Source organism: Methylobacterium sp. P3_A11, from assembly GCF_056403155.1.
This window is the reverse complement of the sequence record NZ_JBFUGA010000005.1, coordinates 35389-60118: the sequence shown is the minus strand read 5'-3', so window position 1 is coordinate 60118 and position 24730 is coordinate 35389. Positions and strand designations below refer to the sequence as shown.

The 24730-nt window shown below is 70.6% G+C and carries 24 protein-coding genes; 8 read left to right on the top strand and 16 right to left on the bottom strand.

Annotated elements, in window-relative coordinates; translation table 11 throughout:
• Window positions 1–2 precede the first annotated feature (2 nt).
• The gene (locus AC1DXK_RS02965) at window positions 3–974 is read left to right on the top strand and encodes an HpcH/HpaI aldolase/citrate lyase family protein (protein WP_457104168.1); all 972 of its coding nucleotides are present in this window, start codon (window positions 3–5) and stop codon (window positions 972–974) included.
• 111 nt (window positions 975–1085) lie between these two features.
• Here the strand turns inward: AC1DXK_RS02965 and AC1DXK_RS02960 are convergent, their stop codons facing one another.
• The 4 genes from AC1DXK_RS02960 to AC1DXK_RS02945 form a co-directional block, all read right to left on the bottom strand.
• Window positions 1086–1937 carry a glycosyltransferase family 2 protein gene (locus AC1DXK_RS02960; RefSeq protein ID WP_457104167.1) on the bottom strand — a complete coding sequence of 284 codons (852 nt, stop codon included), beginning with the start codon at window positions 1935–1937 and terminating at the stop codon, window positions 1086–1088.
• Window positions 1934–2530, bottom strand: a complete 597-nt coding sequence (locus AC1DXK_RS02955; protein WP_457104166.1) for an SAM-dependent methyltransferase — start codon at window positions 2528–2530, stop codon at window positions 1934–1936. Before AC1DXK_RS02955 ends, AC1DXK_RS02960 begins: the two co-directional genes overlap by 4 nt.
• Window positions 2527–3264 carry a PIG-L deacetylase family protein gene (locus tag AC1DXK_RS02950; protein ID WP_457104165.1) on the bottom strand — a complete coding sequence of 246 codons (738 nt, stop codon included), beginning with the start codon at window positions 3262–3264 and terminating at the stop codon, window positions 2527–2529. The genes AC1DXK_RS02955 and AC1DXK_RS02950 overlap by 4 nt, the downstream gene beginning before the upstream one ends.
• A 176-nt stretch (window positions 3265–3440) precedes the next feature.
• On the bottom strand, window positions 3441–3764 hold the full coding sequence (locus AC1DXK_RS02945; protein ID WP_457104164.1) for a helix-turn-helix domain-containing protein: 324 nt from the start codon (window positions 3762–3764) through the stop codon (window positions 3441–3443).
• 221 nt (window positions 3765–3985) lie between these two features.
• Between AC1DXK_RS02945 and AC1DXK_RS02940 the strand changes: the two genes are divergently transcribed.
• Window positions 3986–4501 carry an META domain-containing protein gene (locus AC1DXK_RS02940; RefSeq protein ID WP_457104163.1) on the top strand — a complete coding sequence of 172 codons (516 nt, stop codon included), beginning with the start codon at window positions 3986–3988 and terminating at the stop codon, window positions 4499–4501.
• A 620-nt stretch (window positions 4502–5121) separates the two neighbouring features.
• Here the strand turns inward: AC1DXK_RS02940 and AC1DXK_RS02935 are convergent.
• Complete coding sequence (locus AC1DXK_RS02935; protein ID WP_457104162.1) at window positions 5122–5400, bottom strand: hypothetical protein; 279 nt, start codon at window positions 5398–5400, stop codon at window positions 5122–5124.
• A gap of 164 nt (window positions 5401–5564) precedes the next feature.
• Between AC1DXK_RS02935 and AC1DXK_RS02930 the strand changes: the two genes are divergently transcribed.
• The gene (locus tag AC1DXK_RS02930; protein WP_457104161.1) at window positions 5565–6098 is read left to right on the top strand and encodes a gamma carbonic anhydrase family protein; all 534 of its coding nucleotides are present in this window, start codon (window positions 5565–5567) and stop codon (window positions 6096–6098) included.
• A gap of 39 nt (window positions 6099–6137) precedes the next feature.
• Here the strand turns inward: AC1DXK_RS02930 and ppa are convergent, their stop codons facing one another.
• Both ppa and AC1DXK_RS02920 read right to left on the bottom strand, forming a co-directional pair.
• Window positions 6138–6671 (bottom strand): inorganic diphosphatase, encoded by a 534-nt coding sequence (gene ppa / locus AC1DXK_RS02925; protein WP_020092642.1) that lies wholly within the window; start codon window positions 6669–6671, stop codon window positions 6138–6140.
• Between the two features lie 111 nt (window positions 6672–6782).
• The gene (locus AC1DXK_RS02920; protein WP_457104160.1) at window positions 6783–7289 is read right to left on the bottom strand and encodes a GNAT family N-acetyltransferase; all 507 of its coding nucleotides are present in this window, start codon (window positions 7287–7289) and stop codon (window positions 6783–6785) included.
• 183 nt (window positions 7290–7472) lie between these two features.
• Between AC1DXK_RS02920 and AC1DXK_RS02915 the strand changes: the two genes are divergently transcribed.
• Window positions 7473–8198 carry a tyrosine-protein phosphatase gene (locus AC1DXK_RS02915; protein ID WP_457104159.1) on the top strand — a complete coding sequence of 242 codons (726 nt, stop codon included), beginning with the start codon at window positions 7473–7475 and terminating at the stop codon, window positions 8196–8198.
• A gap of 4 nt (window positions 8199–8202) precedes the next feature.
• On the opposite strand, the gene AC1DXK_RS02910 is transcribed toward AC1DXK_RS02915, so the two are convergent.
• Window positions 8203–9060: a prephenate dehydratase gene (locus AC1DXK_RS02910; protein WP_457104158.1), complete on the bottom strand. Its 858-nt coding sequence runs from the start codon at window positions 9058–9060 to the stop codon at window positions 8203–8205.
• A gap of 24 nt (window positions 9061–9084) precedes the next feature.
• The gene (locus AC1DXK_RS02905) at window positions 9085–9828 is read right to left on the bottom strand and encodes a 3-deoxy-manno-octulosonate cytidylyltransferase (protein ID WP_457104157.1); all 744 of its coding nucleotides are present in this window, start codon (window positions 9826–9828) and stop codon (window positions 9085–9087) included.
• Between the two features lie 308 nt (window positions 9829–10136).
• Between AC1DXK_RS02905 and AC1DXK_RS02900 the strand changes: the two genes are divergently transcribed.
• Both AC1DXK_RS02900 and AC1DXK_RS02895 read left to right on the top strand, forming a co-directional pair.
• Window positions 10137–11117 (top strand): c-type cytochrome, encoded by a 981-nt coding sequence (locus AC1DXK_RS02900; RefSeq protein WP_457104156.1) that lies wholly within the window; start codon window positions 10137–10139, stop codon window positions 11115–11117.
• A 210-nt stretch (window positions 11118–11327) separates the two neighbouring features.
• Window positions 11328–12443: a multidrug effflux MFS transporter gene (locus tag AC1DXK_RS02895; protein ID WP_457104240.1), complete on the top strand. Its 1116-nt coding sequence runs from the start codon at window positions 11328–11330 to the stop codon at window positions 12441–12443.
• 15 nt (window positions 12444–12458) lie between these two features.
• Here AC1DXK_RS02895 and AC1DXK_RS02890 read toward each other — a convergent pair whose 3' ends face one another.
• Window positions 12459–12962: a GNAT family N-acetyltransferase gene (locus AC1DXK_RS02890; RefSeq protein WP_457104155.1), complete on the bottom strand. Its 504-nt coding sequence runs from the start codon at window positions 12960–12962 to the stop codon at window positions 12459–12461.
• A 63-nt stretch (window positions 12963–13025) separates the two neighbouring features.
• Window positions 13026–14222: an MFS transporter gene (locus AC1DXK_RS02885; RefSeq protein WP_457104154.1), complete on the bottom strand. Its 1197-nt coding sequence runs from the start codon at window positions 14220–14222 to the stop codon at window positions 13026–13028.
• A 62-nt stretch (window positions 14223–14284) separates the two neighbouring features.
• On the opposite strand from AC1DXK_RS02885, the gene AC1DXK_RS02880 reads away from it, so the two are divergent.
• Window positions 14285–15103: an AraC family transcriptional regulator gene (locus AC1DXK_RS02880; protein WP_457104153.1), complete on the top strand. Its 819-nt coding sequence runs from the start codon at window positions 14285–14287 to the stop codon at window positions 15101–15103.
• Between the two features lie 111 nt (window positions 15104–15214).
• Here AC1DXK_RS02880 and hmpA read toward each other — a convergent pair whose 3' ends face one another.
• Window positions 15215–16456 (bottom strand): NO-inducible flavohemoprotein, encoded by a 1242-nt coding sequence (hmpA, locus tag AC1DXK_RS02875; RefSeq protein ID WP_457104152.1) that lies wholly within the window; start codon window positions 16454–16456, stop codon window positions 15215–15217.
• A 193-nt stretch (window positions 16457–16649) separates the two neighbouring features.
• Between hmpA and AC1DXK_RS02870 the strand changes: the two genes are divergently transcribed.
• On the top strand, window positions 16650–17141 hold the full coding sequence (locus tag AC1DXK_RS02870; RefSeq protein ID WP_457104151.1) for an Rrf2 family transcriptional regulator: 492 nt from the start codon (window positions 16650–16652) through the stop codon (window positions 17139–17141).
• Window positions 17142–17276: 135 nt separating this feature from the next.
• Here the strand turns inward: AC1DXK_RS02870 and AC1DXK_RS02865 are convergent, their stop codons facing one another.
• The 4 genes from AC1DXK_RS02865 to AC1DXK_RS02850 form a co-directional block, all read right to left on the bottom strand.
• Window positions 17277–18386 (bottom strand): microcin C ABC transporter permease YejB, encoded by a 1110-nt coding sequence (locus AC1DXK_RS02865; protein ID WP_457104150.1) that lies wholly within the window; start codon window positions 18384–18386, stop codon window positions 17277–17279.
• A 4-nt stretch (window positions 18387–18390) separates the two neighbouring features.
• Window positions 18391–20244 carry an extracellular solute-binding protein gene (locus AC1DXK_RS02860; protein ID WP_457104149.1) on the bottom strand — a complete coding sequence of 618 codons (1854 nt, stop codon included), beginning with the start codon at window positions 20242–20244 and terminating at the stop codon, window positions 18391–18393.
• Between the two features lie 11 nt (window positions 20245–20255).
• Complete coding sequence (locus tag AC1DXK_RS02855) at window positions 20256–22169, bottom strand: extracellular solute-binding protein (protein ID WP_457104148.1); 1914 nt, start codon at window positions 22167–22169, stop codon at window positions 20256–20258.
• Window positions 22170–22313: 144 nt separating this feature from the next.
• Window positions 22314–24398 (bottom strand): hypothetical protein, encoded by a 2085-nt coding sequence (locus AC1DXK_RS02850; RefSeq protein ID WP_457104147.1) that lies wholly within the window; start codon window positions 24396–24398, stop codon window positions 22314–22316.
• Between the last annotated feature and the right edge of the window lie 332 nt (window positions 24399–24730).

Sequence of the window (24730 nt, the reverse complement as noted above, 5' to 3'; positions counted from 1 at the left end):
CCATGAGCTTCACCCTGATCCCGCAGGCCAAGGCCCGCCTGCACCGGTCCGAGCTGGCCGTGCCGGGCTCGAACCCGACCTTCATGGAGAAGTCGGCCTCCTCGTCCGCCGACGTGATCTTCCTCGACCTGGAAGACGCGGTCGCCCCCGACGACAAGGAGAAGGCCCGCACCAACATCATCCAGGCGCTCAACGACCTGGATTGGGGCACCAAGACCATGATGATCCGCATCAACGGTCTCGACACCCACTACATGTACCGCGACGTGGTCGACATCGTCGAAGCCTGTCCGCGCCTCGACATGGTGCTGATCCCCAAGGTCGGCGTTCCGGCGGACGTCTACGCCATCGACGTGCTGGTCACCCAGATCGAGCAGGCCAAGAAGCGCGAGAAGCAGATCGGCTTCGAGGTGCTGATCGAGACCGCGCTCGGCATGGCCAATGTCGAGGCGATCGCCCAGTCCTCGAAGCGCCTGGAGGCGATGTCGTTCGGCGTGGCGGATTACGCCGCCTCGACCCGCGCCCGTTCCACGGTGATCGGCGGCGTCAACCCGGACTTCTCGGTGCTCACCGACAAGGACGAAAGCGGCAACCGCCAGACCCATTGGCAGGACCCGTGGCTCTTCGCCCAGAACCGGATGCTGATCGCCTGCCGGGCCTACGGCCTGCGTCCGATCGACGGTCCGTTCGGCGACTTCTCGGATCCGGACGGCTACACCTCGGCGGCCCGTCGCTGCGCGGCGCTCGGCTTCGAGGGCAAGTGGGCGATCCACCCGAGCCAGATCGACCTCGCCAACCAGGTCTTCACGCCGTCCGAGGCCGAGGTCACCAAGGCCCGCCGCATCCTGGAGGCCATGGAAGAGGCCGCCAAGGCCGGACGCGGTGCCGTCTCGCTGGACGGCCGCCTCATCGACATCGCCTCGATCCGCATGGCCGAGGCGCTGATCGAGAAGGCCGATGCCATGAAGGCGTGATGAGCCTGGCCTGACGGCCTCAGCCCTGTGATGCGTCGCGCCCGGCCGGGCGCGACGCATTCCGACTCGCAGGCGATCGAAGCGGGCCTGCCTCCGACGGTCGGGACGGTCTCAGAACGGCCGCTCGTCCGGCAGACGCGCGGCCGCCATCTCCTCCCGCGTCGGATCGCGGCGCACGACGATCCCGTTCGACCGGTCCGCCGCGATCAGCCCGAGGCGGGCGAACCCGTCGAGCCAGCCGTCCATCGGCCAGAAGCCGTGACGGACGTGGAAGCGGTCGGCGTTGGCCACGATGTCGCGGAAGTGCTGGAGCGGCGGATCGTAGCCCGGATGATGCTGGTGGTAGGCCCGCGGGCCGCCCAGGAACAGGATCGGCACGCCGGCTTTGTCGGCCCGGAACGCCAGATCGGTGTCCTCCGCGCCGTAACCGGAAAACGCCTCGTCGAACCCGCCGAGCCGGTCGTAGGTCGCGGCGCGCACCGCGAAGGCGAGCGACCAGAACAGGCCAGGCTGCGGGGCGGGCGCCACCGTGCCGGGCGGCGGGAAGGCCCGCACCGGGTGCGGATGCCCGAGGCGCGCCAGGTCGGCCTCGCGCCAGCCGTCCACCACCGCGCCGGCCGGCAGGTAGCCGATCTCGCAGCAGACCAACCCGTCCTGCTCGTCCACCGCCCGCGACAGGCCGGCCACGAGATCCGCCGAGGGGATGCAATCCACGTCGAGGAAGATCAGCGTATCGGCCCGGGCGGCCCGGCGGCCGGCATTGCGCGCCGCCGCCAGCGGCAGGCCCGCATGCGGGAACGGCACCCGCTCGACCGGGAAGGGCAGAGGCGGGAATGCGGCGTCGTCGCCGTCGATCTCCACCACGATGCACGCATCCGGGGGCGTGCCGCGGCCGAGACCTTCGAGGAGGCGCACGAGATGGGTGCGCCGGCCCTTGTTGAGGGTGATGACCGCGGTGCTCATCCCGCCACGCTGCCCGCTTGCAGGACGTCGATGCGGTAATCGGCCGTCCGGAGCTGAGCGAGGAGCCCGGCGAAGGGCGCGGCCAGCCCGATGAAGCCGTCCGCGGCCTCGTCCCCCGAATGGGGATAATCGGTCTCCCCGAGCCAATGGACCAGCACGATGTCGCCGCCCGGTTCGATCGCCTGCCCGGCCCGGCGCACCAACTCGGCGAGATCCGCCGGCGCCAGGAAATACAGGAATTCCGACAGCACGATCAGATCGAATCGACCCTCTGGCCAGTCGGCCGGCACGGCGCCCTGGCGGATCTCGACGTTGGGACGGTCGGCACACCGGGACCGGGCGGCCTGCACGGCCGCCGCGACCAGGTCCGCGGCGAGCAGGCGGTCGCAGCGCTCGGACAGGGCGCGGGTGAAGACGCCGATCGAGCAGGCTGGTTCGAAGGCGCTCCGGTAGCGCGGCCGCGGCAGGGCCGCGAGCGTCGCCGCGTACTTGTCGCGCTCATAGGGCGAGGTCGCGAAGCGCCAGGGATCGGAATCGCTGGCATAGATGCCGGCGAAATAATCGTCCGGCAGGGTCTGCTTGCGCCGGGTCATGCCGGCACCGCCACGAAGCGCTCGTAGGGGCCGCAGAGCCGGTCGATCATCGCGGGTTCCAGCCGGAACCCCTGCGGATCGTCCGCGATGAGGTCGGTGGTCTGCGATTCGTGCGCCGCCACCGCCAGGGCCTTGGTCTGGCGGTGCGCGGAGACGTCCAGGCGCAGGCCTGAGGGCGCCGGGCCGACCTCGGTCTCGGGCGGCAAGGTCCAACCCCAGACCGGATATTCGTAGATCCGCACCCCCGGCATCCGCGGCCGGGCCAGCGCGACGATGAGCGCCGCAGCCTTGTGGTCGCAATGGGGGTCGTGCCGCCACGTCACGAACACCGCGCCGGCGCCGCAGGCGGCGGCTGCCCGGGCGACCGTTTCGGCGGCCGCCTCGGCCGCCGGGCCTTCGCTCGGCACATGGGCGTCGGGCAGGCGCAGGAACGTGACCGCCTCGGCCGCGAGACCCAGGACCGCCACGGCCCGAAGCGTCTCGGCCTCGCGCAGGGCGCGCAGCGTCTCCGCCCGGTAGAGGCGGGAATGGGTGTGCGAGCCGCAGCCGTCGCTGATCACGACGAGGTGCACGGGCCGGCCGGCGGCCCGCGCGGCCGCGATCAGGCCGCCGCAGCCGAGGCTCTCGTCGTCGGGATGGGGGGCGACGACGACGAGCCCCCCGCTTCCCACGAGGGTGTCGAGGGTCGCCAGAGGCAACGCCTCGGCGGCCGCCAGGAAGGCATCGGCGCGCATCAGCGGGCCTCCGTCCCGCTCGGTGTGGCGACGGAAGGCGGGTGGTGCCGCGCGGGGCCGCTGACGGGATCGGTCACGGTACGCTCCAGAGCGATGCGTGGGTTCGGACCCCCTAGCTATCGTCTCGGATGGCTGAACGCGCCATGAGCGGCGCGTTCGGACAGTCCCGGCCGACGCTAGCGGTCGTTCTCGGTGGTGAGGTCGTCGGCGCGGGTGCCCTCGTCGACGCCCGGCCGGGCCGCGAGGTGGACGCCGAGCGTCGGCGCCTCCGAGAAGACCGCTCCGGCCGCGCAGAGGGCGCTCCGCAGGGCCTCGATCTGTCCGTTCGGCGGATCGCCGTAGCCACCCTCGAAGTCGCGCACGAACTGCGTGTCTAGGCCGACCCTGGCCGCGAGGTCGGCCTCCGACCAGCCGAGCAGCCCCCGGGCCGCCCGCGACTGAGCCGGGCTCATGGCGGGGGCCTGGGTTCCGCTCTGGCCGCCCTCGTCCGATCCTGCCAAGTCCGCTCTCCCGCTCCGCGATCATCAACAACGATCACGCTGGCCGATCGTTTCCGGTCGGTCTCGGGAGCGTGCGACCATAATTGTGCTGAAATCCTGTCGCATCCGACAGGAGCAAAGATTCGGAACGGTCTCGCGTGGGGCCGATCTGCGCGGCCTGCGCGGCGCTTCCGAACCGGGATGGCCTGTGCGCGCGGTGCGCGCGAAATGGGGACTGGACGATGAGAGGGCTGCTGATCGCGAGCTTGGCGTGTGCCGTGCTGGCCATGGACCTGTCCGCAGCGACGCAGGCGCAGGCCCAGATGGGCGGCTCGCCCACGGGCTTCGGGCGGGGGAACCGCCGCCCCGGAGGTGAAGAGGAAAAGAAGCCGCAATACGTGCCGGGGAACAAGGCCAGCGAGAAGATCTTCCCGCTCGACTCGACCTGGACGGCCGTGAGCATCAACGGCAAGCCGTTCGCCGGCGGCGACCGGCCGAGCTTCATCATCGACAAGCAGTACCGCGCCCGCGGCTACGGCGGCTGCAACACCTTCGCGGCCACCGCGTTCCCGCTCAAGGAGCAGCACATCGCCGTGGGTCCGCTCGCGCTGACCAAGAAGAGCTGCGACAAGGGGCTGGCCGCGGCCGAACAGGCCTTCTTCGTCGCCCTGCGCACCGCGGCGGTGTGGGATCTCGTCGGCTCGCAGCTCGTGCTCAAGAGCCCGAACGGCGAGCTGAAGTTCGACCGCGCCCTTTAAGGACCGGTTCACCACGCCGCACGAAGCCGGACGCCGATTCAGGAGCCTTTGACGGCCGTCGGGGCTCACTCCTCGTGTGTCGGGGAGGCCACGGATGCCAGTCGGGATCGGTATCGGACGCGGGGATCCTCCGCGTCGTGCAACGGCGAGGATCGGGCGCTTCTCGGGACCCGCGGGCTTCCATCCCGGCGCCCTGTGGCTTGCCACCGCAGCGCCGGCTCTGGCGACGCTTCTCCTTCTCGCGCGGCTGGCATCCTAGGCGGGCGTCGGCGCTGCGGATTACCGGATGCCGCCCCTGTCTCGAGACCGGCCAGCCTCTTCGGGATCGCGCGGGTCCGCGGCAGCCGGCGCCCGCGACGCCACCGGCGGAAACAGGGCCGCCAGGCCTGCAGCCACGCCATACAGGACGGGGTCGGCATTCAGACCCGCCTCGGGCGGACGAAGATCGCTTGTCAGCCGGCTGCGCCGGCGGGCATCGCGCGCATCTGCGAGCATCTGTCCGCGTCCTGGTCGTTCAACTGTTCGAGAACGGTCAATGCCGCGCGCCGCGTTTCGTTGCCGCAGAGGCCGGAATTTTATCCCGGGCTCCGTCGCGACCGCGACCGTGTCCGGAGGGAAGCCTAGCCGCGCCGCCGGAGAACCGTGACGGTTCGGGCCTCGGGCAACCGGCAGGCGGCCGGGACGACGCTGAGGATCGCCGCGCTGGGACATTGCGCCCGGCAGCCCTGGGCCGCCGCGATCTGGTCGCCGCCACAGGCATCGGCGAAGCAGAAGGTCCCGAGATCCTCGCAGGTGGCACGAAATGCGCCGCGCGGCGCAACCGCCCGCAGATCTGCCGCCCCGGCAGCGTGCGTGAGCAGGAGGACCGTCAGACCGATCAGGGCCGGGAGCCGCGCCATCGCTGTTTCCAATCCCGGCCTTCGCCGCTTGCGGAGACTGCCTAGCATTGGCAGCCTGGATGCGCCGTACCATTCCCGCGACAGGCGATGGTCGTCGTCTGTTGTGATCCCGGCCGGAACGCGCGGCCGTGAAGCCCGCCCCCGATCCCTCGTGAAAGGCCAGCATGCCACTCTACGCCCTCAACGATCACGTCCCCGATCTCGCCGACCCCGACCGGGTCTGGATCGCGCCCGACGCGCAGGTGGTCGGCCGCGTGCATCTCGGCCTCGATGTCGGGATCTGGTTCGGCGCGGCCCTGCGCGGCGACAACGAGCCGATCCGCATCGGCGACCGCACCAATGTCCAGGAGGGCGTGATCATGCACGTCGATCCCGGCTTTCCCCTCACGATCGGGAGCGATGTCACGATCGGCCACGGCGCGATCGTGCATGGCTGCACCATCGGCGAAGGCAGCCTCGTCGGCATGGGGGCGACGGTCCTGAACGGAGCCCGGATCGGCCGCGGCTGCCTCATCGGCGCTAACGCGCTGGTCACCGAGGGCAAGGAATTTCCGGATCACAGCCTGATCGTCGGGGCGCCGGCCAAGGCCGTGCGCACCCTCGACGAGGCCGCGGTGGAGGGGCTGCGGCAGGCGGCCCTGCGCTACGTGGAGAATGCCCGGCGCTACAGGGCCGGGCTACGCCGCATCGACGGCTGAGCGCGATCGGCCGCGCCCCGGCGGGGGCGGCCGGGCCGCTTACTTCTTGGCCTTGCCGCGCTCGATCGCCTCTTCGATCAGCCGGTGGGCCTCTTCCTTGTCGCCCCAGCGGACGAACTTGACCCACTTGCCGGGCTCCAAGTCCTTGTAGTGCTCGAAGAAGTGCTGGATCTGCTGGATCGTGATATCGGGCAGGTCAGTGTAGTTCTCGACCCGGTCGTAGCGCTTGGTCAGGTGGCGGGAGGGAACCGCGATGATCTTCTCGTCCTCGCCGCCCTCGTCCTGCATCACCATCACGCCGACGGGACGCGCACTGATGATCGCCCCCGGCAGAACGGCGCGGGTGTTGGCCACCAGCACGTCGCAGGGATCACCGTCGCCCGACAGGGTATGGGGAATGAAGCCGTAATTGCCGGGGTAGAACATCGGCGTGTAGAGGAACCGGTCGACGACGAGGGCGCCGGATTCCTTGTCCATCTCGTACTTGATCGGCTCGCCGCCGAGCGGCACCTCGACGATCACGTTGACGTCGTGCGGCGGCTTCTTGCCGAGCGGGATGGCGTCGATCTTCATGGCGTATCGCTTCCGGAATGCGGTCTCGTCCGCTTCCCGGATCTCTTAGAGGCGCGGCTACGCAAAGCAAATCGGGCGACGTTGCGGCCTGGCAACGAGTGCCGAAAAACGTCAGCCGAACAGGTAGCCGACCTTGGGCAGCGGCACCCCGGCCGCGCGGTCCAGCGCCCGTGGTCCGGCCAGCCCGCCCAGCCCTGCGTAGAAGGCGCCGGCCCGGTCGTTGTCCTCCAGGGTCCAGACGCCGAGCCGGGCGAGGCCGTGATCCGCGAGATCGTTGCGCACCGCCCGGAACAGGCGCCGACCAAGGCCGACGCCCTGGTACTCCGGCTGCAGATAGAGTTCGTCGATCTCGGCCTCGGTGCCGAGCGCCCGGCTGCGCGTCCGACCGTAGGCGGCGTATCCGACCACGAGGTCGCCGGTCTCGACCACGGCGATCGGCCGGCCGCGACGCAGGGCGCCCTGCCACCAGGCCCGGTCGCGGGTGGCGATCAGCCGCTCCAGGGCGACGCCCGGGATGATCCCGCGATAGGCCTCGCGCCACGACGCATCGAACACCTTGGACAAGCCGCCGAGATCGGCCTCGCGGGCTCGACGGATGCTCGTGGTGCGCGTGCTCATGGGCTTCGGGCCTCCCGTCGTCCGACCGGCGGATAACCCGCGCGGTTCGCCCAGGTTCGATGCCGATCCAGGCAGAGTGAAGGCAAGAACGGCGCCGCCCGCGCGCAGCCGCCGCCGGCCCGCGAATTGCCGGCCTGTCGGGCGGCTGATAGAGCCCGGGCTCGTTCCCTCGGCAGTACGGCTTTGTTCAACCGCTTCCTCAAGCCCGAGACGCGCTACGCGCGGCGCATGGCCCGCATCGCCCGCTTCGAGCGGCCGATCTCCGGTCCCGGCGATCGGCTGAGGGCCTGGGCCAACATGCTGCTGATCGACCACGGCGTCTTCCGCCTCGCCTATCTCAACCGGCACCGCGTCGGCTCGGGCGGGCTCTGGCGCTCGGCGCAGCCCGGCCCGCACCAGCTCGCTCGCTTCCGCGCCGAGGGCGTCCGCACCGTCATCTCGCTGCGCGGCGGGCGGGAGCACGGGTCGTGGCCACTGCAGCGCGAGGCCTGCGAGCGTCACGGACTCACGCTCGTGGAGTTCGTGCTCCGCTCCCGGGAGGCGCCGGACCGGGCCACCATCCTCGGTGCGAAGGCGTTCTTCGCCGGGATCGAGTACCCGGCGGTGATGCACTGCAAGTCGGGCGCCGACCGGGCCGGCCTCGCCTCGGCCCTCTACCTGATCCTGCATGAGGGGCGCCCGGTGGCCGAGGCGGCCCGTCAGCTCTCGGCCCGCTACGGCCATCTCCGCTTCGCCAAGACCGGGATCCTCGACGCGTTCTTCGCCCGATACCGCGTCGAGGGCGAGGCGAAGGGCCTCGACTTCCTGACCTGGGTCGAGACCGTCTACGATCCCGAGGCGCTCAAGCGCGACTTCCGACCGGGCTTCTGGTCGGACCTGGCGGTGGACCGGGTGCTGCGGCGGGAGTGATGGCCTACTCGGCCGCCGGGCGCGCCACCTCGCGGAAGGGATGGGCCGGGTAGGTGCCGATCACCCGCAATTCGCGCGAGAAGTAGCCGAGTTCGTCCAGCGCCCGGCTGAGGCCCGGATCGTCCGGATGGCCGTCGACCTCGGCGTAGAACTGCGTGGCGGTGAATTCGCCGTCGACCATGTAGCTCTCGAGCTTGGACATGTTGACGCCGTTGGTCGCGAAGCCGCCGAGCGCCTTGTAGAGGGCGGCGGGGATGTTGCGCACGCGGAACACGAAGCTCGTGACGCACGGCCCCGTCCCGGCGGCGACCGGATCGGGCTCGGGGGAGAACACCACGAAGCGCGTGGTGTTGTGCGCCTCGTCCTCGACATCGCGCTCCAGGATGTCGAGGCCGTAGACCCCGGCGGCGAGCGCCGGCGCCAGCGCCGCGCGGCTCGGGTCGCCGATCTCCGCGATCTCGCGGGCGGCCCCGGCGGTGTCGCCGGCGACCACCGCCTTCAGGCCCAGCCGGCGGATGATCCGGCGGCACTGGCCGAGGGCGTGGACGTGGCTGTGGACGCTCTTCAGCGCCTCGATGCCCGTGCCCGGCAGGACCATCAGCTGGAAGTGGATCGGCAGGAAGTGCTCGGCCACGATGTGCAGCGGCGAGATCGGGATCAGGTGGTGGATGTCGGCGACCCGGCCCGCGATCGAGTTCTCGATCGGGATCATCGCCCGCTGCGCCCGGCCCTCTGTGACGGCCGCGAAGGCGTCCTCGAAGGTCGGGCAGGGCAGCGGCGTCCAGTCCGGATACGCCTCCGCGCAGATGATGTGCGAGTTGGCCCCGGGCTCCCCCTGATAGGCGATGGTGCGGTCGGTCATGGCGGTCAGGATTCGTTCGTCGTGTCAGTTGAGGCGCCGGCTCTGGAGCAGCGCGCGGGCGCGCTCCAGGTCGGCGGGGGTGTCGACGCCCAGCGGTAGGTCGTCGACGATGGCGGCGTCGATGCGCATGCCGGCCTCGAGCGCCCGCAGCTGCTCGAGCTTCTCGCGCACCTCCAGCTCGCCGGGCGGCAGGGCCACGAACCGGCTGAGGGCCGTGCGCCGGTAGGCGTAGAGGCCGATATGGTGCCAGAGCGGTCCCTCGCCCCAGGGGGCGCGGGCGCGGGTGAAATACAGGGCGCGCAGACGCCCGGGGCCGACCCTGTGGCCGACGAGCTTGACCACGTTGGGGTTGTCGGCCTCGTGCGGGTCGGTGATCGGCGCGCAGAGAGTGACGATGTCGACGGTGCGGTCGGCGAGCGGCAGGACGGAGGCGCCGATGATCGCCGGGTCGATGGTCGGCAGGTCGCCCTGGACGTTGACGACCACGTCGTGGCGCCCCTCCGGATCGACGATGTCGAGCGCCTCAGCGAGGCGGTCGGAGCCCGACGGGTGATCGGCGCGGGTCATCACCGCCAGGCCGCCCGCGGCCTCGACCGTCCGGGCGATCTCGGCGGTATCGGTGGCCACCACCACGGGGCCGATCCCGGCCTCCACGGCCCGGCGCCAGACATGGACGATCATCGCCTCGCCGGCGATGTCGGCCAGCGGTTTGTTCGGCAGGCGGGTCGCGGCGAGGCGGGCCGGGATCAGGACCAGGGGATCAGACATCGAGATTCGGATCCGGATGCGCGGATCGGACGGCCGCGGCAGGAGGCGGGCGGCTGCTTAACAGGCCCGCTCCCGGTTGTCGTCCCCCGGGACAGGCGGGACCGCGGTGGAGAAACGCTGCCAGCCGGTGACAAGCTGGGCCATTCGGTGGAACAATCCTGCGCCGGAGCGACGCGGATCGCGCCGGCGGCATTGTCAGGAGCGGCCCGGAACCGCTAAGGCAACCTCGAAATCTTCCAATGTCCGGTGTCCGAGCCCGCTCGCCCGTGTCAGGCGCGCGTTCGGCACGGCCGAGTTGCGAGAAGCGCATGAACTCGTTCGAGGTGAACAAAGTCCTGGGCGCCGTCCTTGGCGCCCTGCTGTTCGCGGCCGGATCGGGTTTCGTCGCCGAATTGATCTACCATCCGAAGCCGGCGGGCAAAGCCGGCTACGACCTTCCCGAGCCGGAGCCGGTGGCCGCCGCCGCGGCCCCCGAGGCCAAGGTCGAGCCGATCGCGGTCCGGCTGGCCAGCGCCAATGTCGAGAAGGGCGAGGCCGGCACCAAGGCCTGCCATGCCTGCCACAACTTCGAGAAGGGCGGCCCGAACAAGGTCGGCCCCGATCTGTACGGGGTCGTGGAGCGGCCGAAGGGTTCGCATCCGGGTTTCGAGTATTCGGCCGCCATGAAGGAGAAGGGCGGCGCCTGGACGTATGCCGACCTCGACGAGTTCCTCACAAACCCGAAGGGCTACGTGAAGGGCACCAAGATGTCCTTCGCCGGCATCGCTTCGCCCCAGGAGCGGGCCAACGTCATCGGCTACCTGCGCACGCTCGCCGAGACGCCCAAGCCGCTGCCGGCCGTCGAGAAGGGTGACGCCCCGGCGGCCGCGCCTGCGGCGGCCAAGCCGGAAGACAAGCCGGCGGCCGCGCCCGCACCGGAGAAGCCTTCCGCCGACAAGCCGGCCGCCAACACGGCGTCCGAGGGTAAGGCCAGCCCGGCGAAGCCCGCCGATACCGGCACCGCCAAGCCGGCCGAGGAGAAATCCCCCGGCAGCCCGCGGGCGACCGGCGAATCGAGCGACCGCAATGCGCCGGCGCCGCCCGCCAATGCCCACGACAGCGACCAGAAGGGTGCGCCGTCGAGCCTGATTCCCGCCGAGCCGACCGCGCCCAGCGCTCCGGCTGCCAAGGAACCCCCGGCACAGGCCAATCCCGAGGCGGTCGATCGGGCGAAGGATCTGGAGGTCGGTAGCCCGACCAAGGATCTGAACGCGCCGCTGCCGACCCCGCAGCCGCTGCCGAAGGAGTAAGCGGCACGGCCGGGTGCGGGGGCTGAGGACGGTCCCGCCCCCCGCGTGTCAGGCGCGTTGCGCCGGCATGGCTCCGGGTGCGGCCCTTGCTCTATGGCGGCCGCATCCCGGCATCCTGCCGGATTGAGAACCGCGTAGGATTCCTTGGCTGACCGAAGTCCCGATGTGGTGGAGCGGCGGGCGCCCCTGCCGCTGCTCGTCGCCGTGACCATGACCGGAACGGTGGCGCTGCACATCTTCGTGCCGGCCCTGGCGGCGGCGGCCATGGACCTCGGCACCAACGCCGCCGGCGCGCAGCTGACGATCACCGTCTACCTGATCGGGCTCGCGGGCGGTCAGCTGCTCTACGGCCCGCTCTCGGACCGGTACGGCCGGCGCCCGATCCTGATCGGTGGCCTCGGGCTCTATCTCGCCGGGCTGCTCCTCGCGATCCCGGCGCCGAATATCGGAGTCCTGATCGTCGCGCGCATCCTGCAGTCGCTCGGTGCCTGCGGCTCGCTGGTGATCGGCCGGGCGATGGTTCGCGACGTCTCGACCCGGGAGGACGCCGCCCGGAAGCTCGCGATCCTTACCACCGCGATGACGCTGACGCCGGCGCTGGCTCCGGCGGTCGGCGGCGTGGTGAGCGAGGCCTTCGGCTGGCGCGCGGTGTTCGTGGTGCTGGCCGGACTCGTCGCCGTGCTGGGGACCTTGGTGGTGTTCACGCTGCCCGAGACCAACCGCCACAAGGTGGCGCTGCCGGGTTTCGTCGCCGTGCTCGCGGGCTACCTCCGGCTGGTGCGGATCCCGGTGTTCCGCGCCTACCTGGTGGCGGGGGCCTGCGGCGGGACGAGCCTCTACGCCTTCCTGGCGGTGGCGCCGTTCCTGCTCGTGGACCGGCTCGGGCGCTCGTCGCAGGAGGTCGGGTTCGACTGCCTGATCGTGGTGTTCGGCATGGTCGGGGGCGCGGTGCTGGCGAGCCGCCTCGCGGCCCGGGTCCCGATCCGCAAGGCCGCACGGAGCGGCAACCTCCTCTGCATCGCGGCGGCGCTCACACTGCTGATCGTGGACCGTACCGGGATGCTCGGCGTCGTCAGCCTGATCGTGCCGCTCTTCGCCTACGCGGTGGGCGTCGGTCTGCTCAGCCCCAACGCGGTGGCTGGGCTGATGAACGTCGATCCGCACGCGGCCGGCACAGCCTCCAGCCTTTACGGCTTCACTCAGATGACCTTCGGGGCGCTGTTCACGGTCGCCGCCTCGGCCTGGCCCGCGACCTCGGCGACGCCCGTCGCGCTGGCGCTCCTCTCGGCCGGGCTGATCGCGGCCTTCGCGCTCCGGCGGGCCTGATCCGGAGACCGGTCGCTACGCGCGCACCGTCTCCACCGGGCCGGCGATGCCTTCGTGAAACCCGGAGACGAGGTCCAGCCACAGCAGGCGCGCGGGATCGACCGGTCCCGGCAGGGTGAGCCGCCCCGGCGGCACGGGGGTGAAGCCGAACCGGCTGTAGTAGGGCGCGTCGCCCACCAGGATCACCAAGCCTTCCCCCGCCGCCCGCGCCGCTTCGATCGCCGCGCGGGTCAGGGCCGCACCGATGCCGCGGCCCTCGAAACTCGGATCCACCGCCAGCGGACCCAGCATCACGAAGGGCATCGTCCCGGTTCGCACCGGACCCATGCGCACCGAGCCGACGAGGAAGCTGCCCACCGAGGCGGTGACGCCGAGATCGATGCGCTCGGCCGCACCTTCGCGGAGACGGTAGGCCGTGCGGGCGTAGCGACCGGGGCCGAAGGCTCTGGCGTGGAGGCGCTCGATAGCGGGGGCATCCTCCGGCCGTTCCGGCCGGATGACGAGGGACAGGTCGGTCACGGCATGCTCGCGGGTCGGACGGCCGCCGCGTAGCAGCGTCGGGCGCGACCCGCAAACCGCCGGCTACTCGGCGGCTGCCAGCGCGGGTCGTCCGCCGCCCTGGGTCAGCTTCAGGAAGCCGAGGGCCGAGAGCCAGATCACCGCGCCGCAGGCCGAGGCGACGCCGAGGACCAGCGCGAAGCCGCCGCGGTCGTGCAGGACGGCGATCGCCGGTACCACGAAGCCGCTCGCCGTGAACCCCACGAAGTAGCGCACGCTGTATGCCCGAGCCCGGTAGGCGGGCGGGACGTAGCGGGCGATCATCGCGTCGTTGATCACCACCTGCCCGTAGATCGCGGTCATGCCGAGGACGAGCCCGGCGAGCAGCGGCAGGCCGGTTGAGAGGGCGGCGATCCCGAGCCCCAGCGGCTGAAGCACCGACAGGGCCACGAAGAGGGACGGCAGGCTGTAGCGGTCGATGAGGCGGCCCATGGCCAGCTGCATCAGGGCTCCGAACAGGAACACGCCGGTGGCGAGCGATCCGGTCAGCGCCAGCGGCAGGCTCTGCCCGATGCCCTCGTCGATCACCTTGGGCAGACTGATCGTCGTGAGGTTGAAGGTCAGTCCGCCCGCGAAGATCGACAGGGCGAACATGGCCATCAGCGCCCAGGGCCGCGTCACCGGGATCACGGCGGCTCCCCCGGTCTTCCGGCCGGCGGTCTCGCCGTCGCCCGGCACGAGGGCCAGGAAGGCGATCCCGCAGGCGAGGCAGACGAGGCCGGGCACCACGAAGGCCACCCGCCAGCTGATGGCGGCGGCCAGCAGCGCCGTGAGGCCGGAGGCCGAGGCCGCGCCGAAATTGCCCCAGACGCCGTTGATGCCGAGGTCGCGCCCGAGCCGGCGGGCATGGGTCACCAGCATGGCCGAGCCGACCGGATGGTAGATCGCCGAGGCGACCCCCAGCACGCACAGCCAAAGGGCGAAGCCGAGCGGGGTGGAGGCGCTCGCCACGCCGAGGCAGGACAGGCCGTACCCGAAGAAGAACACCGCCAGCATGGTGCGCCGCCCGAACCGGTCGGCGAGGGAACCCATCGGCAGGGAGCAGAGGCCGAATGCCACGAAGGCGCCGGTGGCAAGCCCGATCAGCTCCCCGTAGCCGAGCCCCGTCTGGGCCGCGATGGCGATGACCGCGGTCGGGTAGATCAGCAGGACGAAATGATCGAGGGCGTGCGCGACGTTCACGAAGCGCAGGGTGCGGCGGGACAGCGTATCCGAATCCATCGCGGCGTATCCTCCGGGACGGCCTCCTGATAGCCTGACCCGATGGCGATGTTGGGTCGGATATGTATGCGAACGGGCCATTGTTGACGGCGGGGCGCGCCGCGGCGGGCCGGTCGACCGATGCGGTCGATTACCAGGACGTGCCCCGCCCGGTGGCGGTGATGCCCAAGACCTACGCGGCCGGCATGCATCTCGCCCGGCACTTCCATCCCCGCGCGCAACTGCTCTATGCCACGGCCGGCCTGATGATGGCCTTCGCGGACGACGGCACCTGGGTCGTGCCCGAGGGGCACGCCCTCTGGATCCCGCCGCGCCTCCCGCACGCGGTCGCCACCCACGGCGCCGTCTCGATGTGCTCGGCCTATCTCGATCCGGCCGCCGTCCGATCCTTCCCGGCGAGCTGCCGGGTGATCGCGGTGTCCCCGTTGCTCGCATCCGCGCTCACGGCCCTGGCGGAGGAGCCCGTCCTCTACGCGGTCGATGGCCGGGGCGGCCACCTCGCCGCCCTGGTGCTCGACGAGATCGGCCGAGCCCCCGCGACGCCGCTGGCTCTGCCGCTCCCGCGCGATCCGCGCCTGCGCCGGGTCTGCCTCGGGCTGATCGATGATCCGGCTTCGGACGAGGACCTCGACGCCTGGGCCGGCCGCGCTGGGGCCAGCCGGCGCACGCTGACGCGGGGGTTCCGGACCGAGACGGGTCTGAGCTTCGGCGACTGGCGGGCTCGGGCTCGGGTGATCCGGGCGCTGGCCCTTGCGGCCGAGGGACGGCCGCCGCGGACGGTTGCGGCGGCCGTGGGCTATCGGAGCGCGCAGGCCCTGCGGATGACCATGGCGCGGGTGCTCGGTCCGGCGCGCCCACTCCGTGGCGAGGGTGCCGACTGATCGCCGTCTAGTGCATCGATCCAAACGAACGCGTCAGAGAAGTTTGGAGAAATTGATGCACCAACAAAGCCTAGGGCTCATGCGCGGGAACGAAGTGACGGCGTCTGAGCACTAGGCGGCCTGCCGGGGTTCCTCGAACAGCTCGTCGGCAGGCCCGAAGAACTCGAACTTCACCCGTTCGGCCGGGACGCCGTGGCGCATCAGCCCGGTGACCAGATCCCGCAGAAACGGCTTGGGACCACAGAGGTAGTAGGTCGCGCGGGCGTGCGGGGTGTGCTGCACGAGCCAATCCGCCGTGATCAGGCCCTGGACATCGTAGTCTTCGCCCTGCCGGTCCCCGGCCTCGGGCTCGGCATAGAAGGTCGCGACCTGCGTGTTCCGCGCGCGGGTCGCCAAGCCTCGGGCATGGTCGCGTAGGGCGTGGACGCGGCCATACAGGGCAGCGTGGATGTACCAGGTCGGTCGGTCAGGGCTCTCCGCCGCGATGGTCTCCAGCATGCTCATCATCGGCGTCAGCCCGACGCCCCCGCTGACCAGCACCACGGGTTCGTCGGTCTGGACATCAAGGGCGAAGTCACCCGCGGGCGCGGCGACCTTCAGCACGGCGCCGGTCCGGACGTGGTCGTGCAGCCAGTTCGAGGCGATGCCGGCCGGCCGACCCGCCGCGGCCTCCCGCTTGACGGTGATGCGATAGGCCCGGTCGTTCGGCGCGCAGGACACCGAATAGTTCCGCTTCAGAACGCCGCGCCCCGGCAGGTCCAGGAGGAAACCGAGATATTGGCCCGCCTGATGCCGCAGCACCGGACCGCCGTCGGCGGGGACCAGCACGAAGGAGCGGATCGTCTTGCTCTCCTGCGTCACGCTCTCGACGACGAAGTCGCGCCACCCGTTCCAGCCGCCCGGCTTGCCGGCGTGGTCGCGATAGATCGCGGCCTCCCGGCCGATCAGCAATTCCGCCAGGAACCAGTAGGCCTCGCCCCAGGCCGTGGCGATCTCGGGCGTGGCGGCCTCACCCAGGACATCCCCGATCGCGCCCAGCAGGGCATCGGCCACGTGGGGATAGTGCTCCGGCAGGATGTTCAGGGCGACGTGCTTCTGCGCGATGCGCTCCACCGCCCCCGCCAGGACACCGAGATTGTCGATGTTGCGGGCGTAGGCGAGCACAGCCTGCGCCAGGGCCTTCGGCTGCGCGCCGCTGTCACCATGATGGGACTGGTTGAAGAGGTCGCGCATCTCCGCATCCGCGAAGAGGCGCTCGTACATGCGCTTCGTGATCGTGAGGCCGTGGGCCTCCAGGGCCGGCACGGTGGCCTTTATGAGGGCGATGGTGGCGGGGGAGAGGGGAGCAGGCATGGTCCGGCCCTAAAGATATATTCAACATATTCCTTTTAGCGCGCCCCTCGAAAAGGCGCAAACAGAATATACCTTATAGGACGAATATTTTTCGCCGCCCGAGAGGTGGAGCCCGGCTGCCGCGCGGCATACGCACCCGACCGGCGCCTCACGCCGCGACGCCCGGCGGCGCGGATCGTCTTCTGGAGTTGAGATGCGGCTGACCCGCTACACGGACTACGCCCTGCGGACTTTGATCTACGTCGGCCTTCATGAGCCCGAGCAGAGTTCGATCGCGGCGATCGCGCGTGCCTACGGCATCTCGGAGAACCACCTCAACAAGGTGGTTCATCAACTGGGACGGCTAGGCCTGATCCGGACGATCCGCGGTCGTGGGGGCGGTCTCCGGCTGGCAAAGCCGCCGGGGGAGATCGTCGTCGGGGCGGTCGTGCGTCAGACCGAGGATGATCTGGCGCTGGTCGAGTGCTTCGGCGGCGGGGCCTGCGCCATCACGGCGCCGTGCCGGCTCCGGCGCGTGCTGGGGGAGGCCCTGGCGGCCTTCCTCGCCGTCCTCGATCGCTACACCCTGGCGGATCTCCTCGGCTCGCCGGACGGGGATGCGATCGCAGCGCTCCTGGGCTTGACCGGTCCGACGCGCGGCGAGCCGCCGACGGGGGCCGCTGCGGAGAGCCTTTCGGACGGCTGACGACCGCAAGCGGTCGTATCATACCTAGGTGCGCTGATCCCAACCCATGGTCGGGCTCAGCGCGTCCGGCGGACGCCCGCCGCCGCGCCGTCGCGCGGGCAGCCGACGATAAGTCCGGCTCATCGTCGGCTGGTATCAGGTCGCCCGCGCCGAGAAATCGATGCGCGGGTCGATCCACACGTAGATCAGGTCCGAGAGCAGGTTCACCGCGAGCCCGAGCAGCGAGAAGATGTAGAGCGTGGCGAACACCACCGGATAGTCGCGCCCGACGATCGCCCGGAACGACAACTCGCCCAGACCGTCCAGCGAGAAGATCGTCTCGATCAGGAGCGAGCCGGTGAAGAAGGCCGAGATGAAGGCGCCCGGGAAGCCCGCGATCACGATCAGCATGGCGTTGCGGAAGACGTGCCCGTAGAGGACACGCCGCTCGGACAGGCCCTTCATCCGCGCGGTCAGCACGTATTGCTTGCGGATCTCGTCGAGGAAGGAGTTCTTGGTGAGCAGGGTCGAGGTCGCGAAGGCGCCGATCACCAGGGCGGTCAGCGGCAGCACCATGTGCCACGCGTAGTCGGTGACCTTGTGCCAGGTCGAGAACCCGTCCCAGCCCTCGCTGGTCAGGCCGCGGAGCGGAAACCACTGGTAGAACGAGCCGCCGGCGAACAGGATGATCAGCATCAGCCCGAACATGAAGCCCGGGATCGCGTAGCCGATGATCACCACGAAGGAGGTGGCGCGGTCGAACCGCTCACCGTCCGTTACGGCCTTGCGGATGCCCAGCGGGATCGAGATCGCGTAGGACAGGAGCGTCATCCACAGGCCGAGCGAGATCGAGACCGGAAGGCGCTCCTTGATCAGCTGGATGACGGTGACGTCGCGAAAATAACTGCGCCCGAAATCGAAGCGGACGTAGTCCCAGAGCATCTTGGCGAAGCGCTCGGGCGCCGGCCTGTCGAAGCCGAACTGCTTCTCCAGCTTGGCGATGAATTCCGGGCTCAATCCCTGTGCCCCGCGGTAGCGCGAACTGGCCTCGCCACCGCCCCCGGCGGACGGCCGACTGGCGCCCCCCAGGTCTCCGGAGCCGCCGGTCACGCGGGACATCGCCCCGTCGCGCTGGCCCTGCAACTGCGACAGCACCCGCTCGACCGGACCGCCGGGGGCGAACTGCACGATGGTGAAGGTGATCAGCATGATCCCGAACAGGGTCGGGATCATCAGGCCGAGGCGGCGCAGGATGTAGGCGAGCATGGTCTCAGTCCCGCCCGATCCGCTTGGCCTTGTCGGCCTCGAACCACCACGTGGCCGGCGCGCCGAGGTCGTATTTCGGCGGGCTGGCCGGGCGGCCGTACACGTCCCAGAGGGCGAGGCGATGGGTCGAGGCGTACCACATCGGCACCCAGTAGCGCCCGGCTCGGAGCACCCGGTCGAGGGCGCGGCTGGCGGTGGTCAGTTCCGCCCGGGACTTGGCGTCGGCGATGGCGGTGAGCAGCGCATCGATTGCCGGGCTCGCGATCCCCGAGAGATTGTTGGACCCCGCGGTGCCGGCCGAGCGGGACCCGTAGGTCTCGCGCAGCTCCGCGCCGGGCGTCACGCCGCTGCTGTAGCGACGCGGCGTGACGTCGAAGTCGAAATCCTTGAGCCGGGCCTGGTACTGCGACGGGTCGACCGTGCGCAGGCTCGCCTTGATCCCGAGAAGCCCCAGGTTGCGGATGAACGGCTGGGTGACCGCCTGGAAGACCGGATCCTCGTCGAGGAATTCGAGGGTCAGGGGCTGGCCGCCGGGCAGCATGAGGCTGCCGCCGGAGCGGGTGCAGCCGGCCTCCCGCAGCAGGGCGTCGGCCCGCTTCAGCAAGGCCCGGTCCTGGCCGGACCCGTCCGAGACCGGCGGCATCCAGGCCTCGCCGAACACCTCCGGCGGCAGGTCGGCCAGGGGCTCCAGCAGGGCGATTTCTTCCGCCGAGGGCTTGCCGGTGGCCTTGAGGTCGGAATTCTCGAAGAACGAGGCCGTGCGCGTGTAGGCCCCGTACATCAGGTTCCGGTTCGACCATTCGAAGTCGAAGCACAGGCCGATCGCCTCGCGGATCCGCGGGTCCCGGAATGCCGCCCGGCGGGTGTTGATCCACCAGCCCTGCGTGCCGCTGGGCCGCGCATCCGGCACCGTCTCGCGGACCACGCGCCCCTCGGCCATCGCCGGGAAGTCGTATCCGGTCGCCCAGACCCGGGCGGTGAACTCCTCGCGGAACGTGAAGGCACCGCTCTTGAACGCCTCGAAGGCCACGGTGCGGTCGCGGAAATACTCGTAGCGGATCGCGTCGAAGTTGTTCTGGCCGACATTCACCGGCAGCTCGGCGGCCCAGTAATCCGGGACGCGCTCCAGACCGATGGAGCGACCGGGATCGACCGTGCCGACCCGGTAGGGGCCGGAACCCAGGGGCGTCTCCAGGGTCGAGGCCTCGAAGTCGCGGGCGCCGTAATAGGCCGCCGAGAAGATCGGCAGTTGCGCCACGAACAGCGGCAGATCCCGGGCGCGGCCCGGCGCGAAGGTGACAACCAGCCGCTCGTCGCCCTCCGCCTGGGCATCGGCCATGTCGCGGATCACTTCGGCGATCTCCGGGTGACCCTTCTCGCGCAGGAGCTTGAGACTGAAGGCCGCGTCCCGTGCGGTGAGCCGCGAGCCGTCGTGGAACCGGGCCTGCGGGCGCAGGGCGAACGCATAGGTCAGTCCGTCCGCGCTCACCGTGACGGAGCGCGCCACCAGCCCGTAGAGCGCGTCCGGCTCGTCGAGGGCGCGGACCATCAGGCTGTCGAAGGTCAGGTTCATGCCGGCGGCCCCGTCGCCGCGCAGCACGTAGATGTTGAGCGTGTTGAAGGTGTTGAGCGACTGGTTTCCGGTCGTCCCCGCGAGCTGCGCCGAGAAGCGCCCGCCGCGCGGCGCCATCGGGTTCACGTAGTCGAACCGCTCGAAATCGGGGCCGTATTTCAGCTCGCCGAAACTGGACAGGCCGTGGCGCACGTCGTCCGCCGCGAAGGCCGGCCGGACCGCCGCGAGGGCGCCGGCCCCGAGGATCAGTCCGCGCCGCGTCGAAGTCCAGGGGGTGCCCGTCAAGCCGGCGCCCTTCAACGCGGCGCCCCGGTCTTGGCGGCGCGGGCCTCGTCGTACCACCACGTCGTCGGGAAGCCGGAACTGGCGTAGAGCGGCAGGATCGCCGGGTGGTTGAACCGGTTCCAGCGCAGGGTCCGCTGCTGATCGGAGGACCATTGGGGCACCACGTAATCGTGGGCGAGCAGGACCCGGTCGAGCGCCCGGGTCGCCGCGATCACGCTCGGCCGGTCCTTGGCGAAGATCACCTTCTCGATGAGCGCGTCGATGCCGGGATCCTTGATCCCAATCAGGTTGCGCGAGCCGGGCTTGTCGGCCGCCGCCGAGCCCCAATACTCGCGCTGCTCGTTGCCGGGCGAGAGCGATTCGCCCCAGTTGGTCGTGGTGACGTCGAAGTCGAAGTTGCGAATGCGGTTCTGGTACTGTCCCTGGTCGATCACCCGCAGGGTGGCGTCGATGCCGATCAGCTTGAGCTGCGCAGAGAACGGCAGGATCACCCGCTCGAAGGTGTTCTGGAATTCCAGGAACTCGACGGTCAGCGGCGCGCCGGTCGCCTTGTCGACCATCTTGCCGCCGCGCAGCTCGTAGCCCGCCTCGCGCAAGAGGCCGACGGCCTCGCGCAGGTTCTTGCGCACGGCCTCGGGACTGTCGTTGACCGGGTTGGCGTACGGCGTCGTGAAGACGGAGGGCGGGACCTTGTCCTTGACGGTTTCCAGGATCGCCTTCTCGTCGCCCTGCGGCAGGCCCGAGGAGGCCAGTTCCGAGCCGAAAAAGTAAGAGTTGATCCGCTTGTACAGGCCGTAGAACAGCGCCTTGTTCATCTCCTCGTAGTTCATCGCGAGGTTGAAGGCCCGGCGGACGCGCGGATCCTTGAACTTGTCCCGGCGGGTGTTGAACACGAAGGCCTGCATGAGGCCCATGCCGCGGTCGGGGAACGCCTCCTTGATCAGGCGCCCCTCCTTCACGGCCGGGAAGTCGTCGTAGGCGGTGGCCCAGTTCCGGGCGATGTTCTCGATGCGGAAATCGTATAGGTCGCCCTTCAGCGCCTCGACCAGCACGGTGCCGTCGCGGAAATACTCGTAGCGCTCGGTGTCGAAGTTGTAGCGCCCGGCATTCACCGGCAGGTCCTTGCCCCAGTAGTCGGGCACGCGGGTGTAGGTGGCGGTGCGGCCGGGCTCGAACTTGGCGAGTCGGTAGGGGCCGGAGCCAAGCGGCGGCTCCAGGGTCGTCTCGGTGACACTGCGTTGCTTGCCGTTGGCGTCCTTGGCGGTCCACCAGTGCTTGGGCAGGATGCGGAGCTGCCCGATCACCTGCGGCAGCTCGCGGTTGCCGGTCTCCGTGAAGGTGAAGGTCACCTCGTGCGCCCCGGTCACCTCGGCCCTGGCGACGGTCTGGTAATAGGCGGCGTAGAACGGGCTGTTGGCCTTCAGTACGTCGAAGGACCAGACCACGTCCTCGGGGGTGATCGGCTTTCCGTCGTGCCAGCGGGCGTTCTCGCGCAGGCGGTACGAGACCGAGCCGAGATCGGGGGCGATCCGCACCGCCTCGGCGAGCAGGCCGTAGGAGGTGAACGGCTCGTCCGAGGATTCGGTCATCAGCGAATCGTAGATCTGCTGGACGCCGCCTTCGAGGTCGCCCTTCAGGCCCGCGACGACGATGTTGAAGTTGTCGAACCCGCCCTGCGCGCCGAAGCGCACCATCCCGCCCTTGGGGGCGGTCGGTTCGGCATAGTCGAAGTGCTTGAAGTCGGGGCCGTATTTCGGCTGGCCCATCAGCGTGATCGCGTGGGTCCACTGGCCGTTGGCGGCCGGAAGGGTGGTCGGCGTCGACGGCATCGCCGCCGGTTCCTGCGCGCGGGCCGGGGCGAGCTGGAGGCATGCGACGAGGAGCGTCGCGGCGAGGAGGCGTCCGGTCGCGGTCTGCGCTGTCACGGGCAGGCTGTCTCCGTTGTGTCGGACCGCGCGTGGCGCGGGTCTCGCGATCTTAACCAGGGTTGCTCATAGGGCGGGAGCGTCAGGCCGTCGACCGTGCGCGCCGGCGCAAGGCGGTGGGCGCCCTGCGGGCGGTGGTGCCGCTCACGCCGCCCGCCCCCGGCGTCCCTCGACCAGCCACATGGCGAGCAGGGCGGCCGCCAGCGCCGCCAGGGCGGCGAGCCCCAGCGCCAGCGGATAGACCTCGACGCCGCGGATGTTGGCGCTGTCGCTGGGCCGGAACCCGATCCAGTCCGCCCCCGACAGGCGTCCGCCCCGCACGGTGGCGAGGCGCGGCACCTGCGTCGCGCCCCCGGCATCCGCGATGCGGCGGATCGAACCGCCCGAACCCTCGGCCACGGCCTTCAGGCGCTCGGTGTCGCTGAAGACGTCGGCGAGTTCGCGCGGATTGGCCGGGCCGACACTGACGAAGGCCACGAGGTTGCCCGAGCGCAGGGTGTGCAGCCCCAGCGTTTCGGCGTCGAACGTCGCGGTGAACAGGCCGGGCTCGCCGGGCTTCAGCGTCAGCGTCGTCACCTTGCCGGTGGGACCCGTGACGGTGACGGGCTCGGCCTGGTCCGCCATGGTCTGGCGCTCGACCCGGACCTCGCGGCCGCGGCCGGTGGTCTGGGCGCGCAGCGCCTCCTCCTCGAGGGCCGGCTCCTTCATGAGCCAGTGGCCGAGGCGGCGCAGGAGGTCGAGATAGGGGCCGCCCTCCTGGTAGCCCCGCGCCCAGAGCCAGGCGTGGTCGGACAGGAGCAGGGCGACGCGGCCTTTGTCCTCCCGCGACAGGGCGAGCAGCGGCAGCCCCTCGGCGCCCGACAGGATCGGCTGGATGCCGGCGCGGGTGCGCGCCTCCACGATGCGCAGCCAGTCGCCCCAGGCGGGCGGGTTCGCATCGGACCCCGGCAGGGCGCGGGTCACCGGGTGGCGCTGGCCGACCTGCGTCGGCGTCGCCTTATAGGGCTTCTCGACCACGCGCCCGTCCGGGTCGCCCGGCAGGATGCCGGCGAGCCGGGTGCGGGCGAGGCTCGCCGGCCCGGCGAATTCGGGGCCGGCCGCGATGAGGAGGGCGCCGCCCTCGCGCACGTAGCGGACGATGTTGTCGAAATAGGCCTGCGGCAGCACGCTCTGGTTGGCGTAGCGGTCGAAGATGATGAGGTCGAAATCCTTGATCTTCTGGACGAACAGCTCGCGGGTCGGGAAGGCGATCAGGGAGAGTTCCGAGATCGGCGTGCCGTCCTGCTTCTCCGGCGGGCGCAGGATGGTGAAGTGGACGAGGTCGACGTTGGCGTCCGACTTCAGCAGGTTGCGCCACGTCCGCTCGCCCTGGTGCGGCTCGCCGGAGACGAGGAGCACCCGGAGCTTCTCGCGGATGCCCTCGATCGGCAGAACCGCGCGGTTGTTCACCGTGGTGAGTTCGCCCGGCAGGGGCTCGACCTCGATCTCCACCACGTTTGGACCGCCATGCTCGATCCGGGTGGTCAACGCGAACGGCTTGTCGGTGGCGACGTCCCGCCGGCCGATCTCCTCGCCGTCGCGGCGCACGGTGACGACCGCGTGGCCGGTGCCGCCGCGTTCCATAACCTCGGCGCGGATCGTCAGGTCCTTGCCGACGATGCCGAATCGCGGCGCCTCCAGGAGCTTGATCTGCCGGTCGCGCTCGTCCAGATGGCCGGTGACCAGCACGTGCAGCGGGGCCTTGATCCCGAGCTGGGCCATCGCGCTCGGGATGTCGTGGACCACCCCGTCGGTGAGCATCACGACCCCGGCGAGCCGCTCCGGCGGCACGTCGGCCAGCGCCTGGCCGAGGGCAGTGAAGAGCTTGGTGCCGTCGTCCCCGTCCTTGGAATCGGGCACGTCGATGAAGCGGGGCTCGATGTTGGTCAGCGCGCCGAAGCGGCGCTGCAGCTCGGCGCGGACCGCGTCGGTCATCTGCGGCCGGTCTCCGAGCTGCTGGGAGCCGGACCGGTCGACCACGATGGCCGCCACGTCCTTCACGGGTTCGCGGTCCTCGCGCACCAGCGCGGGGTTGGTGAGCGCCGCCAGCACCAGGGCGAGGACGAGGACGCGCAGCAGCGCGGTCCGGCCCCGCGCCAGGACGGCGAACACCGCCAGCACGGCGACGATCACGCCTAAGGCGGCGAGGGCCGGCCACGGGAGGAGGGGTGTGAAGCTGAGGCTCAGCATGGGGCGGAGCACTCCGGATCCGTGAGGCGACGCCGCGCTTCGTTCCGGGCACCGCTCTGTTCACACGACGACTCGGACAAGCGCGACGTGCTCCCTCTCCCGTGCGGGAGAGGGTTGGGGTGAGGGATGAGAAGGTCCAGGATCGAGCACGCCGTCGATGTGCCGACAGCGCGCGCTATGGTCGGAGAGGTCTCACCCCTCACCCTGTCCCTCTCCCGCACGGGAGAGGGGACCCACGCCCTGTCCTGCTGCCGCATCGCCGCGCGCCCGCTTCGGATCTGCAGACGCGCAGAGGCGGGAGAGGATGCGGCCTCGCGCCGTGTGTCCGGACC